Annotated in this window: 13 protein-coding genes; 3 read left to right on the forward strand and 10 right to left on the reverse strand. The window is 72.7% G+C overall.

Annotation, left to right across the window (positions count from 1 at the left end):
* Positions 1-10: 10 nt before the first annotated feature.
* A complete protein-coding gene (locus tag LUU90_RS04430) occupies positions 11-2,503 on the reverse strand; it encodes a glycoside hydrolase family 3 N-terminal domain-containing protein (protein ID WP_275002071.1) in 2,493 nt (830 codons plus the stop codon).
* Positions 2,504-2,626: 123 nt separating this feature from the next.
* Between LUU90_RS04430 and LUU90_RS04435 the strand changes: the two genes are divergently transcribed.
* Positions 2,627-3,433, forward strand: coding sequence for an MBL fold metallo-hydrolase (locus LUU90_RS04435; RefSeq protein WP_275002297.1), 807 nt, complete (start codon positions 2,627-2,629; stop codon positions 3,431-3,433).
* Positions 3,434-3,437: 4 nt separating this feature from the next.
* Here LUU90_RS04435 and LUU90_RS04440 read toward each other — a convergent pair whose 3' ends face one another.
* The 3 genes from LUU90_RS04440 to purS are packed head-to-tail and all read right to left on the reverse strand — an operon-like array spanning position 3,438 to position 5,677.
* Positions 3,438-4,604 carry a GNAT family N-acetyltransferase gene (locus tag LUU90_RS04440; protein ID WP_275002072.1) on the reverse strand — a complete coding sequence of 389 codons (1,167 nt, stop codon included), beginning with the start codon at positions 4,602-4,604 and terminating at the stop codon, positions 3,438-3,440.
* Between the two features lie 27 nt (positions 4,605-4,631).
* On the reverse strand, positions 4,632-5,381 hold the full coding sequence (gene purQ / locus LUU90_RS04445; RefSeq protein WP_275002073.1) for a phosphoribosylformylglycinamidine synthase subunit PurQ: 750 nt from the start codon (positions 5,379-5,381) through the stop codon (positions 4,632-4,634).
* Positions 5,381-5,677 carry a phosphoribosylformylglycinamidine synthase subunit PurS gene (gene purS / locus LUU90_RS04450; protein ID WP_275002074.1) on the reverse strand — a complete coding sequence of 99 codons (297 nt, stop codon included), beginning with the start codon at positions 5,675-5,677 and terminating at the stop codon, positions 5,381-5,383. The genes purQ and purS overlap by 1 nt, the downstream gene beginning before the upstream one ends.
* A gap of 180 nt (positions 5,678-5,857) precedes the next feature.
* Between purS and LUU90_RS04455 the strand changes: the two genes are divergently transcribed.
* Positions 5,858-6,631 (forward strand): hypothetical protein, encoded by a 774-nt coding sequence (locus LUU90_RS04455; RefSeq protein ID WP_275002075.1) that lies wholly within the window; start codon positions 5,858-5,860, stop codon positions 6,629-6,631.
* Here LUU90_RS04455 and LUU90_RS04460 read toward each other — a convergent pair.
* From LUU90_RS04460 to LUU90_RS04470, 3 genes are all read right to left on the reverse strand, one after another.
* Complete coding sequence (locus tag LUU90_RS04460) at positions 6,597-7,355, reverse strand: alpha/beta hydrolase family protein (RefSeq protein WP_425596182.1); 759 nt, start codon at positions 7,353-7,355, stop codon at positions 6,597-6,599. The two genes, LUU90_RS04455 and LUU90_RS04460, sit on opposite strands and share 35 nt — an antisense overlap.
* A gap of 149 nt (positions 7,356-7,504) precedes the next feature.
* Positions 7,505-8,908 (reverse strand): glycoside hydrolase family 6 protein, encoded by a 1,404-nt coding sequence (locus LUU90_RS04465; protein ID WP_275002078.1) that lies wholly within the window; start codon positions 8,906-8,908, stop codon positions 7,505-7,507.
* Between the two features lie 141 nt (positions 8,909-9,049).
* Positions 9,050-10,162, reverse strand: a complete 1,113-nt coding sequence (locus LUU90_RS04470) for a LacI family DNA-binding transcriptional regulator (protein WP_275002298.1) — start codon at positions 10,160-10,162, stop codon at positions 9,050-9,052.
* Between the two features lie 63 nt (positions 10,163-10,225).
* On the opposite strand from LUU90_RS04470, the gene LUU90_RS04475 reads away from it, so the two are divergent.
* Positions 10,226-12,592, forward strand: a complete 2,367-nt coding sequence (locus LUU90_RS04475) for a substrate-binding domain-containing protein (RefSeq protein ID WP_275002079.1) — start codon at positions 10,226-10,228, stop codon at positions 12,590-12,592.
* A gap of 25 nt (positions 12,593-12,617) precedes the next feature.
* Here the strand turns inward: LUU90_RS04475 and purD are convergent, their stop codons facing one another.
* From purD to LUU90_RS04490, 3 genes are all read right to left on the reverse strand, one after another.
* Positions 12,618-13,907, reverse strand: coding sequence for a phosphoribosylamine--glycine ligase (gene purD, locus LUU90_RS04480; protein WP_275002080.1), 1,290 nt, complete (start codon positions 13,905-13,907; stop codon positions 12,618-12,620).
* Between the two features lie 34 nt (positions 13,908-13,941).
* Positions 13,942-15,234 carry an adenylosuccinate synthase gene (locus tag LUU90_RS04485; protein ID WP_275002081.1) on the reverse strand — a complete coding sequence of 431 codons (1,293 nt, stop codon included), beginning with the start codon at positions 15,232-15,234 and terminating at the stop codon, positions 13,942-13,944.
* 75 nt (positions 15,235-15,309) lie between these two features.
* Complete coding sequence (locus LUU90_RS04490) at positions 15,310-15,753, reverse strand: DUF3151 domain-containing protein (RefSeq protein WP_275002082.1); 444 nt, start codon at positions 15,751-15,753, stop codon at positions 15,310-15,312.
* Positions 15,754-15,765: the final 12 nt, after the last annotated feature.

Consider the following 15,765-nt stretch of genomic DNA (forward strand, 5'->3'; position numbering starts at 1 on the left):
ACGGCCTTACCTATTCGGCGGCAGCGGCTGAGGTCAGGATGCCGTGGGCCCGGCCCTTCTTGCCCTCCAGCAGGGCCACGTCGGCCGTGGCGATCGCCCTCGACGCGGCGGCCGGGACGCCGTCCGCCGGGTCCAGCACCGCGTCCTGCAGCTCCAGCCGGTGCCGGTCGAGGCTCGACGCGCGACCGCCCGTCGTCAGGCCCCAGCCGAACGGGAACAGCGGGTCGTAGTCGGCGTCGCCGACGTTCACCACCGGGTCGTCAGCGGACCGCGGCCACGAGACCGGCAGCCTGCCCGTGAACCGACGCTCACCGAACAGCACGTCGGCCACGCCGTCCCCCTCGGTGCCCGGCAGCCAGGACGCGACGAGCGCGTCGATGGCGCCGAGCTGTTCGGTGAGGACCTGCGGCCGACCCGACACGACCAGGACCACGCAGGTCTCGATCTCGGCGCACACCCGCTCCACGAGCTCGGCGTCGCCCGGCTGCAGCGCCATCGACTTCTCCTCGCGGGGCACACCGCCGTCGGCCGGGTCCCAGGCCCACTCGGGCCCCCCGACGTCGCCGTAGCCCTCGGCGTACGGCGTCTCGCCCACGACGACGACGCCGACGTCGGCCCCGTCCGTCGGTACCGAGGCGTCCTCGCTGAAGGTGACGTCGTCCGCGGCGGCCTCGATGCCCTCGAGGATCGTGGTGCCCTCGGTGACGTCGCCCGACCAGCCCTGCCAGGTGCCGGTCCAGCCTCCGGCCTGGTTGCCCAGGTCGTCGGCGCTGCGGCCGGCGACGTAGATGCTCGCGTCGTCGTCCAGCGGCAGGGCCTGCCCGCTGTTCTTGAGCAGCACCTGGGACTTCGCCACCGCCTTGCGGGCGATCGCACGGTGCCGGTCCGAGCCGATGTCGTCGGCGTGCGTCCGGTCGGCGAAGGGCTCCTCGAACAGCCCCAGCTCGAACTTGGCGGTGAGGATCCTGGACACTGCGTCGTCGATGCGCGCCTCCGACACCGCGCCGTCCCGCACCGCCGCCACCAGCCGCGTGTGGAACCGCTCGAACTGCGACGGCTCCATGAACATGTCCACGCCCGCGTTCACGCTCGTGACGATCTGCTCGGTGGTGGGCGAGTCGGAGGCGAGCGGAGGGATCTGGTGGATGCCCTGGTAGTCGCTGATGACAAAACCGTCGAAGCCGTGCTCGTCCTTGAGCCACCCGTTGATCAGCTCGTCGTGGGCGTGCATCTTCACCGGGTTGCCGAGGCCGTCGTCGGTCCAGTCCATGCTGGAGTAGCTGGGCATGACCGAGCCCACGCCGGCCGCGAGCGCGGCCACGTACGGCGGCAGGTCCACGTCCTCGACGTGGTCGCGGCTCTGCTCGGTGATGCCCTGGTCGATCGTGTACTCGCCCTCGCCCGTGCCGTACGCGGTGTCGCCGTCGGCCACGAAGTGCTTGGCCGTCGCGAGCACCGACCGGCTGCTGTCCAGGCGCGTGCCCTGGAACCCGAGCACGGCCGCCCCGCCGAGCACGCTCGCGAGCGCAGGGTGCTCCCCGAAGGACTCGTAGGTGCGGCCCCAGCGATCGTCGCGCACGACGCACAGGCACGGCGCGAACGTCCACGGGATGCCGGTGGCCCTCGTCTCGGTGGCCACCATGCGTCCCGCCCGGGCCACGAGCAGCGGGTCGCGCGTGGCGCCGAGCCCGATGTTGTGGGGCAGGATCGTGGCACCGTCCAGGTTGCCGTGCCCGTGCACGGAGTCGACGCCGTAGAGCATCGGGATCTGCAGCCGGGTGGCGAGCGCGCGCTCCTGGAAGCCGTCGATCGCGTCGGCCCAGCCCTCCGGTGTGTTCTGGGCGGGCGTGGAGCCACCGCCGCTGAGGATCGAGCCGAGCCCGAGCTCCGTGATCACCGCCGGGTCGCCGGCCACGTTGCCGCGCTCGGCCTGCGTCATCTGCCCGGCCTTCTCCGTGAGCGTCATCCGGCTCAGGAGGTCCGCGACGCGCTCCTCGGTGGGCAGGCGCTCGTTCAGGTAGGGCAGGCCGTGTGCCCGCACGATCACCGTGGGTTCGGCCCTGACGTCCGCGTCGCGCGACTCCAGCGCGAGGGGGACGGTCTCGGCCGTCTCGCCCGCCGCGGACTCCCGGATGCGGAGGGTGATGGTGCGCTCGGTGCCCGACGGCGCGCCCGCCGGAAACTGGAGCGTGCCCGAGCCGGCCTCGTAGTCGGCGTCGACGGTGGCCGTTCCGGAACCCGTGCGCCAGTCGACGTCGACCGGTGCGGTGAGGGGCGCGCCGTCGGCCGCCCGGACCGTGACGGTGACGGTCGCGGTGTGGCCGTCCTCCACGAAGACGACCGGGCCTCCGCTGACGGCCACCTCGGCGTTCGCGGCCGCGGACGCCGCTCGCTGGGCCGGGGCGGGTCCGAGCAGGGGTGTCACGGCGAGTGCTGTTGCGGCGAGGAGTGCGGGAACAGTGCGGGCGCGGGGGTTCCGCGCTGTGCCGTGGATGGCGGACATCCTGGGGTTCCTCTCGACCTTGGGAGGTGATTTACCGATCACACACCGGAGTCCGCCCCGGCACAACCCCTGTTGACCAGTGGATAAGGTGATGCGGTGGACCAGGTCGCCCCCTTTGCGCGGATGCTGCGCGCCGACAACCCCGGCCCGATGACGCTCGACGGCACCCGGACGTACGTGCTGCGTGCGCCCGGGGCGTCAGGCTGTGTGGTGGTGGACCCCGGCCCCGCGCTCGAACCGCACCTCGGCGCGCTGGCGGGGGCCGGCCCGGTGGACCTGGCGCTCGTGACCCACCGGCACGCCGACCACACCGGCGGACTGGCCCGGTTCCGCGAGCTGACGGGTGCTCCGTCGCGCGGCGCGCTGCCGGAGTTCTGCGCGGTCGGTGACGACGGCGCGGCCGTCGGGCCGCTGACGGACGGCGAGATCATCAGCGTGGCGGGCCTGCGCGTCGAGGTCCTGGCGACCCCCGGCCACACCGCCGACTCGGTGTGCCTCGTGGTGTCGGCGCCGGACGAGCCGGCGTCGGGCAGCGTGGTGCTCACCGGTGACACGGTGCTGGGGCGCGGCACCACCGTCCTGGCCGAGCCCGACGGCGCGCTGGGGGACTACCTGGCCTCGCTCGACCGGCTGAGCGCGCTGGACCTGCCCGGCCCCGTCCTGGGCCTGCCCGGGCACGGCCCGGTGATCCCGGACCTCGGCGCGGCGGTGCGTGCGTATCGCGAGCACCGCCTGGAGCGGCTGGACCAGGTGCGCACGGCACTCGCGACCCTGGGCACGCGGGCGCCCGGTGCCGGGGAGCCGCTCCCCGACGAGCTCCTGGACGCGGTGACCGGCGTGGTCTACGCCGACGTCGACCCGTCGGTGCTGCCCGCGGCCCGGTCGTCGGTCCGCGCGCAGCTGGGCTACCTGGGGGCGACGCTGACCTGACCGGTCAGAGGGGTTTGCCGAGGAACAGGAGCACGGCGCTGTCCGGGTCGTGCGGCGGGTACGGCAGCACCGGCCGGTAACCGAGCTTCACGTAGAGACGCAGCGCCTCCGGCTGCCGGGTGCCCGTGCCGAGATAGAGCGCGCGGCCGCCCCGGCTCCGGGCCTCGGCCTCGGTCTGCCGGACCAGGGTCGTCGCGACACCCGCGCGCCGTGCGGCCGGGTCCACGAAGACGGTCCGCATCTCGAAGCCGCGCGTGTCCCGAGCGCCGGAGGAGCCGCCGGCGACGAGCCCGGCGACGCCGCGCAAGGGATCAGCCGCGAGATGTTCCGGCCCCACCTGAGCCGCCGCGACCGTGGCACAGCCGACGGGGCGCCCGTCCAAGGTCGCCAGGAACGTCGCCAGGGCGGAGCGCCCGCGCTCCGCGTCGACGACGTCGTGGCCGCCGCGCCGCTCGACGTCGCGCACCAGCTCGGGATAGCGCTCCTGGTGGAAGGCCCACATGGCGCGCCGGAGGGTGGCGGCGTCGGGGTCGTCCCAGGGCACCTCGCGGATCTGCGGGGCGGGGGTCTCGACAGGCTCGACCAGCGAATGTGGTGCGGCCAGCGGTGCAGGGTCGCCGTCCGTGGGTCGATCCTGCCGGGATCCGGAACCGAGGTACTTGCCGAAGCACCGCGACCCGGGCTCGTCCGAGAACACCCCGAACGGCTCGACCGGGTCGTAGCCCAGGCGCAGGTACAACCCCAGCGACTCGGGCTGCATGAGCCCGCTCTCCAGGATCAGGTGCCGCACGCCGGCGGCGCGTGCGACGTCCTCGGCCGCGGACATCAGGGTGCGGGACAGCCCACGCCCCCGGTGCCCTGGCGCCACGTACACGCGCTTGACCTCGGCCGTCCCCTCGGGGTGCCGGCCGCCCTGGTAGTCGTCGCGCCCCGACAGGTCGCGCAGAGCAGCATGTCCGGCCGGCTCGCCGCCCACCCGCAGCAGCAGGGTCGCGAACACGTTGGACGGGTCGACCTGATCGCGCGGGTCGGGGCCGGTCGCCGGGGGCCTGCCCGGCTCCGCGTACCGCACGTCGATCTCCTGCTGCTGCTCGGCACGCAGGCGGACGGCGTCGGCGTGGTCCCAGCCCACCCTCTCGACGGTGATACCCGCGAGGACCTCAGCGGCCATGCACGCCTGCCCGGACCGGACCGACGGTCACGCGTGGACCAGCGAGGACAGCACGGACGTGAAGAACGTCAGTCCGTCGACGCCGGCGCGCGGCCCTTCGGCGGAGGCCGGGCCGAAGCCGCGCTCGACCGCGTGCTCGGGGTGTGGCATGAGCCCGACCACGTTGCCGCGGTCGTTGGTGATGCCCGCGATGTCGCGGCGGGAGCCGTTCGGGTTCCAGCCGTCGTAGCGGAACACGACGCGGCCCTCGCCCTCGAGCTCGTCGAGCGTGCGCTCGTCGGCCACGAACTGACCGTCCTGGTTCTTCAGCGGGATCTTGATCTGCTGCCCGCGGCGGAACTCGTTGGTCCAGGCCGTCCGCGCGTTCTCGACGATGAGCGACTGCTCCCGGCACACGAAGTGCAGGTGGTCGTTCTTGACCATCGAGCCGGGCAGCAGGTGCGCCTCGGTCAGGACCTGGAAGCCGTTGCAGATGCCGAGCACCGGCATGCCGCCGTTGGCGGCGTCGACCACCGCTGCCATCGCGGGGGCGAACCGGCTGATGGCGCCCGCGCGCAGGTAGTCACCGTAGGAGAAGCCGCCGGGCAGCACCACGGCGTCGACGTCCTGCAGCGACGCGTCGGCGTGCCACAGCGACACGGCCTCGGCACCGGCCAGGCGGACGGCGCGCGCCGCGTCACGGTCGTCGAGCGTGCCAGGGAACGTGATGACGCCGATGCGGGCGCCCTCGATCCCGGGCACCGACGTGGCGGCCGGCGTCGGCTCGATGGCCGACATCAGGCACTCACCGGCGCGCCGCTCGCCTCACCGGCGACGTCGGCGTCCTCGGTGGCCTCCGTGACGGAGACCACGTCCTCGATCACCGGGTTGGACAGCAGGGTGGCTGCGGCTTCCTGTGCCGCCGCGAGGATCTCGGGCGTCACTTCACCGTCCACCTCGAGCTCGAACCGCTTGCCCTGACGCACACCGGAGAACTGGGTGAAGCCGAGGCGCGGCAGCGCTCCGACCACAGCCTTGCCCTGGGGGTCCAGGATCTCGGGCTTGGGCATGACCTCGACGACAACGCGTCCCACGAAGGCTCCTTGCTGACAGGCGGAAAGTGCGACGGGAATTCCGGGGAGAGTCTACTTGTGCGGCGGTGTGCCCCGCTGTCCCCGCCCGATGAGAGGACTCTCATCCGCTTCTCCTCGGATCCTCATCACGTTTCAGCATGGTTAGTCTGATCCGATCCGACCTTTTTGAGGAGAATCACCGTGCGCAGCAGAGTCGCCGCCGCCCTGGGACTGAACCACCGGCCGGTCGCCGGCATGTTCGCGATGACCATGTCCGTCACGCTCGGCCTCGGCCTCCTCTACCTGACGCACTCGTTCCTCGGGGTCCCCGACTGGAAGGGTTTCCGGTTCGGCAAGGATCGCGCCGTACCCGAGATGATCGGGTACGTGTTCACGGCCTGGGCGTCCGGGCTGGCCCTCTATCTCGCCGCCACGCAGCGGCAGGCTGTCCTGGCCGCCTGGTCGGCGGTCTTCGCGGTGCTGCTCGCCGACGACTACTTCATGCTGCACGAGCGGATGGGCACCGTGATCCACGGGACGTTCGGCCTCCCGCACCCCTACGGACAGCCGCTCGGCGAGATCGGGTGGTTCGGCATGGTCGGGATCGTGCTCCTGACCGCCCTCGCGATCGGGCACCGGTTCGCGACGCCGGTGTGGCGGGCCACCTCACGCGTGCTGACCCTGCTGCTCGGGCTGCTCGTGCTGTGCGGGGTGGTGATCGACGCGCTGCACATGCTCGTCGCCCACGTCGAGCCGTGGAACGTCCTCGTCACCGCGCTGGAGGACGGCGGCGAGCTCGTGGTCCTCGCCGTCGTCCTCACGTTTCTCTACGGTCTGGCCTTCTGCGACCACCGGCCGACGCCGGAGACGCTGACACTGGTGCGACGCAGGAGGCCGCACGCCGGCGCGGCCCGGACGGCCGGACGGGGACGGGCCGACCTCACACCGTCAGGTACTGGTCCGCCCAGGCGCTGATGATGCGGGCGGCGCGCTTGGCCTGGCCAGGTGCGGTGAGCAGGTGGTCGGCGCCCTCGAGGGACACGAACGAGCGCGGGTGCCGTGCCTCCTGAAAGATCTCCCCGGCGTTCGAGATGTCCACCGTGCTGTCCGTCGGCGAGTGCATCACCAGCAGCGGCGAGCCCATCTCGCGGATCTTCGACCGGAGGTCGGCCCGGCGTACGTCCTCGACGAAGTGCCGCTTCAAGGTCAGCGCCCGGCCGCCCACCATCCACTGGGCGTGGCCGTCGGCGAACACGCGGTCCAGCACGGCGTCGTAGTTGTGCTCCGCGTGGCGCGGCTCGACCGGGGCGCCGATCGTCGCGACCGCCTGCACACCAGGGATGTCCCCCGCGGCAGCGATCGCGGCGGCACCACCGAACGAGTGCCCCACGAGAAGGTGGACCGGGCGGCCCTGGTCGGCCATGAACCGGGCCGCCTGCACGGTGTCCGCGACCTTGTGCGTGAAGGACCCGTCGCCCCAGTCGCCCTCGGAGTCACCGAGGCCGAGGTTGTCGAACCGGAGCATCCCGATGCCCTCGGAGCTCAGCTGCTTGCAGATCCGGGCCGCGGCGGGCGAGTCCTTGCCCAGCGTGAACCCGTGGGAGAACACTCCCCAGCCGCGCACCTCGCCGTCGGGCAGATCGACGATGCCCGCGAGGCGTGGCCCCGATGTGCTCTCGAACGTGACGCGCTCAGCCACGACCACTCCCCCTGTCGACAGGGGGCGATATTAACGCCACCCACGTTTCCTGGAGATGACGGAGGGGCAGGGCCACAGCCCCGCGCTGTGACCCTGCCCCTCGTGCCGGGCCGCCGTTCCGGGCGGCCGGCTCAGCCCCCGACCCGCTCCTAGCCGATGGCCGGGTAGGCGTTACGGACCAGCATCTCGAACTGCGCCTGGAACCAGTGGCCCGACAGCGGCGCGTCCGCGAGAGCTCCCGTGTAGTTTCCGCCCAGCTCGCTGGACTGGTAGGTCGGGTCGCACATGCGGTCGAGGCGCTTGCCCTCGTCGTTCGGGATCTCGACCGACGAGCCGTCCGACTCGCCCGGGGGCTTGACCCACACGAAGGCGTCGAGGTGCGACTCGGGGTAGCCCGACGGCGTCACCGTCGGCCGTTCACCGATGCCCGCGCCGGACGGGTTGCACCAGGCGCCGCGGTGGTTCCGGCGGTCCACCTTGGACTCGTTCACGTAGGTGTTGAGGTCGGTGGAGGTGCTCACCGCCGTCGGCCGGGCCGAGCCGCCCCAACCGTTGCGCGACGTGTCGATCAGCATGCCGATGCTCGCCGGCGCGCCCTGAGCGACCATCAGGTCGTAGAGGTGTGCCGTCCAGTCGACCTCGTCGAAGTCCGGGTTCCACTCGAACCAGCCGGCCGACTTGACCTGGCCGCTGCCGACCTGGAGGTCGGGGTTGGGCAGGAACGGCTCCTCCAGCGGCGTGGTGTTCGCGGTGTTCGTGACGAACCCGGACACGGCGTCCCAGCCGTAGGTGCTGCCCTCGATGACTCCTGCGAACTCCTGCGCGGCACCGCTGGAGTTGTTGGGCCAGCCGAGCCAGCCCGAGTGCGCGGCGTCGATGTAGGAGTAGACGTTGCCGACCTCGTACAGCTCCGTGATGGCGTACTGCACTCCCTCGCGGTAGTACGGCGCCGAGGTGACGCAGTCCGGGTCGGACTGGTTGGTCACGAGGTTCGGCAGCGAGTCCGGCTCGATGGTGGCGACGATCCGCAGGTTCTCGTACTCCGGCTGGTTCAGCAGCGCGGCGATCGGGTCGATGTACTCGGTCTTGTACCGCTGCATCCCCTCCGCGCTGGCCGGCAGCTCACCGTTGGACGCCAGGGCGTGGCAGTCCCGGCCCGGCAGGTCGTAGATGACCAGGTTGAACACCAGAGGTGCGCCACCGGACTGGGCGACCGCCTGGTCGAGGTGCCATTCCAGGCCGTGCTGCCGCTCGGTGCCCTCGATGGCCGCGATCCGGTCCATCCAGACCGATGTCGGCTCGTCGGCGATGGCCCGCATGTCTGCGGCCACGCCGGGATCGCTGACCTGGTCGGCGGCCGCGTCGACCGACGCCGACCAGTCCGGGTTGACGTACTGTCCGGCCCCGACGAACGGGTTGTCCTCGAGCGCGACGGCCGGCGCACTCACGGCGACCAGCGCGGGGGCGGCGAGGAGTGCGCCGACCGCTGTCGCCGCCACGGTGCGTGACCTGCGTGGGGACGTGCCGCGTGAGCGGCGTTGTGCTGTGAACACGGTGACCTCCATTGGCCGTACCGAGCGCGTACCGCACCGGCTCGAGGCCGAGCGACGACACGCGCACCGCGGCGGCTCGTTCCGCCGTGGCATGTCGCAACTTTGCCTATCCTTGTGCTCCGGCAGAACCGTCTTAAACGATTAGTTCCCGGCCGGAGGTGCGGTCGAGCCACGTACGACGAGCCTGCCCACCGGCACCGTGCCCGACGGCGGGGCCTCTCCCTCCGTCGGGTCGACCCCCACGGCACGCCGGGACGCCGCGGTGCCGAGCGCCGCACGCAGGGCCCTGCCCGTCGCCCGGCCGAGCTCCTCGACCGGGTAGGGCACCGCGGTGAGCGACGGCGTCGTCAGGTAGCACGCGGGCGAGTCGGTCCCCGCGACGACGGACAGGTCCCACGGCACGCCGAGGCCGAGCCGTCGGGCGACGTCGAGGACCAGGCCGGCCGTGGCGTCGTCGTCGGTCACGATCGCCGTGGGGCGGTCGCTCGCGGAGAGCAGCGGGCGCAGCGCCGCGGCAGCCCGCTCGGGACCGTCGCCGGCCACGGTGCGCAGCTCGATGCCGTACGGAACGAGGGCTGCCGCCAGGGCGGCGGACCGGCGGACCGGCGCGACGAGGCGCTCCGACCCGGCGACCATCGCGATCCGCCGGTGCCCCAGCTCCGCGAGGAAGGCGCCCAGCTGCGCGAAGGCGTCGCCGTCGTCCAGCACCACGTGCTGCCAGGTGGCGGGCGCGCCGTCGACCACCGCCCCCACCACCACCGCCGGGGCGGGAAGGGTGCGCAGCGCCGCGAGCCGCGCGTCGTCGACCCGGACGCCCGTGACGACGAAGGCCGCGTAGCGGCGCTCCGTCCACCAGCGATCCATGAGCTGCGCCGCGCCCGTGGGCGACTCCGCGACGTGCACGGCGAGCGTGAGCGTGTCCGGGCCGAGGGTCTGCAGCGCACCCGACACGAGGTCGAGCGGGAACGCGGCACGGGTACCGAACGGCTGGTCGTGCACGACGACGAGAGCCGCCGCCGCTGGACCGCTGCGCAAGGAGCGGGCGGCGGTGGCGGGTCGCCAGCCCAGCTCGTCCGCCACCCGGAGCACCCGTTCGCGAGTGGTCGCGGAGACGCCGCTGCGCCCGTTGAGCGTGTACGAGACGACCGCCGTGGACACGCCGGCGGCTCTGGCGACATCAACAATCGTCGGTCGGCGCTGATGGGGCGGGCAATCTGACAGTTCGGGATCATTCGGTCGCGACGTTGGGACCATAACCACGTAGCATGCACCCTCGGGTGAATTTTGCACAGCGTCAACGAAGACGGGTGTATTTGCATGCTTATTGGAAAGCGCAGGTATGTGATCGGGGTGCTGTCCCCGGTGGTCGGCGGCTACTACTTCGGGCGGGTGCTCGCCGGGATCGCGCGCACCGTCCGACCGGACGGGCACCGCGTGGTCGCGGTCCAGACGTATCCGGCGGACCTGGAACGCGAGCAGTTCCCGGACCGTCCGCCGGGCACGGCGTCCGTCAGCCTCGGACAGGTCGACGGCGTCATCGTCATCACCTCGGCCGTGAACGAGGCGACACTGCTCCGGATCGAGGACGACGGCACGCCGATCGTGCTGGTCAGCGGGCACACCACGAGCATCGACGCCCCCGTGGTGACCCCGGACAACGAGGGCGGCACCCGTGCTGCCGTCGAACACCTCATCGCGCACGGGCACCGGGAGATCGGGTTCCTCGGCAGCCTCCGGCAGGCCGACATCGTCCAGAGGCACGAGGCCTATCTCGCCACGCTCCTCGCGCACGGCATCACGCCCCGGCCCGAGTGGCTCTACCGCACCGCCGACAACCAGGAGGCGAGCGCGGCCACCGTCGCGCAGGCCCTCGTCGGGGGCCCGGGCCTGCCCACGACGGCGACGGTCGCCGCGACGGACCGCAACGCGATCGGGTTCTCCCGCGCGCTGCGCGTCCAGGGCCTGTCCCTGCCGGCCGACCAGGCGATCATCGGCTTCGACCACTCCGAGGCGGGCGCCCGCGTGCGGCCCCGGCTCGCCACGGTGGACCCGCACCACGACCAGGTCGGGGAGCTCGCCGTCTCGTTGCTGCTCGCCCGGATCCGGGGCGAACGCGTGGCGGGCCAGCACCTGTCCCGCTCGACGCTCGTCACCCGCGAGTCGTGCGGCTGCCTCGACGCGCGGGCGGGGGCGCTCGTCGAAGGCCTACCCGCACAGGAGGGGTCGACGGCCTGGCGACGGCTCGGCGAGGTCGCACGCGCGACGTTCGACGGAGCGGAGGCCCGCCTCGGACTCGGCGCCGACCTCGACTCCTGGCTGCGGGGCGTGCAGCGCGTGTTCCGCAGCGCGGCGGCGCTGGGGCAGCCACCCACGCAGGCCACCCTCACCAGCCTCGCCGAGAGCACCCGCGCGCTGCGGCCGCACCCCGAGGCGCTCGAACAGCTGATTCCCGCGCTGCGGTCCGTCGAGGAGGAGTTCCGCGAGCAGGTGCGACGGGGCCAGGTGCCGACCGTCCCCGTCGAGCGAGCACACGCCGAGCGTCCGCAAGCCGTCGGCTCGGCCGGGGGCTCGGCCGGAAGCGCGAGCCAGCCCGGGAGCGCCGGCCAACCGGGCGTCGCCGCCGGCGGTGACGCCGGGACGAAGGCGGCACGCGCCCCCAGCCGCGCGGCCCGCGCCCGCGCGGTCACGCACACCGCCACCGACGTGCTCGTCGCCCTCAGCGCCGGGTGCACGCAGACCCTGCTCGCCCGGTCCGGCAGGCTCGAACGGACGATCACCGACCAGTACGAGCTCGACCTCGACCTGCTGCACGCCGACGGCCGGGCGATCCGCGCGCTCACCTGGCTCCCGCGCGGCCACCCCGGCCCCGCCACGCTCGCCCTCTGGACCGACGCCGAGAGCGCGCCCGTACCCGGTACGGCGCCCGCGGCGGCCCGGATGAACGGCGCGCGGACGCTCGAGATCGTCGGCACCACGGCGGTGTCCCGCAAGGCGACGGCCATGGTCGGAACCCACGTGCCGGTGAGCAAGTTCCCGCCCCCCGCGCTGGCCGGCGAGGGCGTCGTGTTCGTGGTGCCCGTGACGTTCGACCAGAGCGACTGGGGCATGCTCGCGATCGGCGGTGGCGTGGACATCCATGCCACGAGCTCCCGCGACAAGTACGACCACTGGGCGGCCATGGTCGCCGTCGCACTCGACCGGGAGGACCGCCTCACCTCGCTGCAGCGGCAGCAGGCGGCGCTCGCGGAGGCCGCGAGCCGGGAACGGGCGCTCGTGCTCGACCTGCGCACCGAGGTCGAGCGCAACGCCCTGGTCCAGGACGTGGCGCTGGAGGGAACCTGGGACTGGGACATCGCCACCGGCCAGGTCTTCTACTCCCGCACCTGGCGCGCCCTGGTCGGCCTGCCCGACGACGCCTCGTGCACCGGTATCGAGGAGTGGACCGGCCGGGTGCACCCGCAGGACGTGCGGGCGGTCCAGACGGCCATCGCCCGGCAGCTCGCCGGGGCCACCGAGCCGCTCGACCTGGAGCACCGGCTGATCGCCGCCGACGGTCGCGAGATGTGGGTCCGCTGCCGGGCCACCACGGTGACCGACGACGCAGGGATCCGCGCGCGCATGATCGGCGTGCTCATGGACGTCACGGGCATGCCGGCCCGGGAGCGCAGGGGGGTGGCGCGCTGACCCGCCGTCGGGCGCGGGCGCCGTCCTACGGGACGGTGACCTCGCCGCGCTCCGCCCGGAGCGCGATGTCCGTGCGGTGGTGCGAACCCTTGAGATCGATCCTCGCGACGCCCTCGTAGGCCCGACGCCGGGCGTCCGCCAGGTCGGTGCCCAGCGCGACGACGGACAGCACCCGCCCGCCCGCGCTGACCAGCTCGTCCTCGGCCGAGCGGCCCGTACCGGCGTGCAGCACGTGGACGCCGGGGAGCGACTCCGCGTCCTCGATGCCCGTGATCGGGTCACCGGACCGGGCCAGCTCGGGGTAGCCCTCGGACGCGACGACCACCGTCACCGAGGCCTCGGGACGCCAGCGCAGCGGCTCGAGCTCGGCGAGCCTGCCACGAGCCGCGGCGAGCATGACCTCCGACAGCGGCGTCATGAGCCGGGCCAGCACCGACTGGGTCTCGGGGTCGCCGAAGCGCGCGTTGAACTCGACCACGCGCGTGCCCCGGCCGGTGAGCGCGAGCCCGACGTACAGGACGCCCGAGAACGGCCTGCCGCGGCGCGCCATCTCGTCGATCGTGGGCTGGGCGACGCGGCTCACCACCTCGTCCACGAGGCCTGCCGGCGCCCAGTCGAGCGGGGTGTAGGCGCCCATGCCGCCCGTGTTGGGTCCTTCGTCGTCGTTCCCGACGCGCTTGAAGTCCTGCGCGGGGACCAGCGGGACCACCGTCGCCCCGTCGCACACGCAGAACAGCGAGACCTCGGGGCCGTCGAGGTACTCCTCGACCACGACGCGGCCGTTCTCGTGGGACAGGCAGGCCTCGCCGTGCGCGAGCGCGGCCTCGCGGTCGTCGGTGACGACGACGCCCTTGCCGGCCGCCAGGCCGTCGTCCTTGACCACGTACGGGGCGCCGAACGCGTCGAGCGCGGCGGCGAGCTCCGTGGCGTCCGTGCACACGTGCGCCATGGCGGTCGGCACGCCCGCGGCGGCCATGACCTCCTTGGCGAACGACTTGGAGCCCTCCAGCCGGGCCGCCTCGCCGGACGGCCCGAAGACGGGCACGCCCGCCGCCCGGACGGAGTCCGCCACGCCCGCGACGAGCGGCGCCTCGGGACCGACGACGACCAGCTCCGCGCCGACCTGCTCGGCCAGCGCCGCGACCGCCGTGCCGTCCAGCGGATCCACCGGGTGCAGCGTGGCCAGCCCGGCGATACCCGGGTTGCCGGGCGCCGCGTGGAGCTCGTGGGCGGCGGCCCCGGACGCGGTCTCCCGGTGCAGGGAGTGGATGATGGCGTGCTCGCGGGCACCGGTCCCGATGACGAGGATCTTCACTGTGGCGGAGGGCTCTCTTGGGAGGGGTCTGGACTCAGCGCGGGTGGATGAGGTCGTGGAGGGGGATGATCTCGTCACGCTTCGGGCCGACGCCGATCGCGGAGATCCGGGTGCCCGACATCTCCTCGAGCGCCCTCACGTAGGCCTGGGCGTTCGGCGGCAGGTCCTCGAAGGCGCGGGCCTTGGAGATGTCCTCCCACCAGCCGTCGAGCTGCTCGTAGATCGGCTTCGCGTGGTGGAACGCCGTCTGGTCGGTGGGCATCTCGTCGTGGCGGACACCGTCGACGTCGTACGCCACGCAGACCGGCACCTTCTCCATGCCGGTGAGCACGTCGAGCTTGGTCAGCACGATGTCGGTGAGCCCGTTGATGCGGGTCGCGTAGCGGGCGATCACGGCGTCGTACCACCCCGTGCGGCGCGCGCGGCCGGTGGTGACGCCGTACTCCCCGCCCGTCTTGCGCAGGAACTCGCCCTTGTCGTCGAACAGCTCGGTGGGGAACGGACCCTCGCCGACGCGGGTCGTGTACGCCTTGATGACGCCGATCACGGAGTCGATCCGCGTGGGCCCGACGCCGGACCCGGTCACCGCGCCGCCCGCCGTAGCGCTGGAGGACGTGACGAACGGATAGGTGCCGTGGTCGATGTCGAGCATCGTCGCCTGACCGGCCTCGAACAGGACGTTCTTGCCCGCCGCGAGCGCCTTGTCCAGCTCGACGGCCGTGTCCGTGACCATGGGCCGGAGCCGGTCGGCGTACTGGAGCAGCTCGTCGAGCGTCTCGTCCACCGTGATGGCGCGCCGGTTGTAGACCTTCACGAGCAGGTGGTTCTTCTGGTCGAGCGAACCCTCGATCTTGGCACGGAGGATCTTCTCGTCGAACAGGTCCCACATGCGGATGCCGACGCGGTTGATCTTGTCGGCGTACGACGGACCGATCCCCCGGCCCGTGGTGCCGATCCGGCGCTTGCCGAGGAACCGCTCGGTCACCTTGTCGATGGTGCGGTGGTACGGGGCGATGATGTGCGCGCTGCCCGAGACCAGCAGCCTGGACACGTCCACACCGCGCTCGATCAGGGCGTCGAGCTCCTGGAACAGGACCTCGATGTCGACCACCACGCCGTTGGCGATGACCGGCACCACGCCCGGCGACAGGATCCCGGACGGCAGGAGGTGCAGGGCGTACTTCTCGTCGTCGATGACGACCGTGTGCCCCGCGTTGTTCCCACCGTTGAACTTGACCACGTAATCGACGCGGGAGCCCAGGAGGTCCGTCGCCTTTCCCTTGCCCTCATCGCCCCACTGGGCCCCGACGAGCACGACGCCTGGCATGGATCTCCACCTTCTCGGATTGCTTGAGTTGCTCCGCGTGGTGCGCCCGATGGCGCCCGCGGGCCGCGCCCGAGTCTACTTCGTGGTGGACGCCAGGGCGCGTACCTCGTCCACCGACGTGCCGGAGTCCACGAGGAACTTCGCGCAACGCTCCGCCTCATCCTCCTCGCCGATGAGGTGCGCCGCCTGCGAGAGCGCGAGAAGCGACCGGAGGAAGCCCTGGTTCGGCACGTGGTCCGCCGGGATCGGACCCTGCCCGCGCCAGCCGGCGCGGCGCAGCGCGTCGAGCCCACGGTGGTAGCCGGTGCGCGCGTAGGCGTAGGCCTCGACGTTGCCGGCGGCGTCGTCGGCCGCGAGCGCGCCCTCGGCGAGGACCGCCCAGACGAGAGACGACGCCGGGGCCGACGCGACCACATCGACCGGGTCGTCGCCGCTGGTCAGACGCTCACGAGCCGCCGGGAAGTCGTCGGGAAGCAGGGTGGGGGCGGGGCCCTGCAGGAGGTTCTCGTGGGTGCTCATGCACAAATTCTC

Source organism: Promicromonospora iranensis (assembly GCF_028994775.1).
Lineage (GTDB): Bacteria > Actinomycetota > Actinomycetes > Actinomycetales > Cellulomonadaceae > Promicromonospora > Promicromonospora iranensis_A.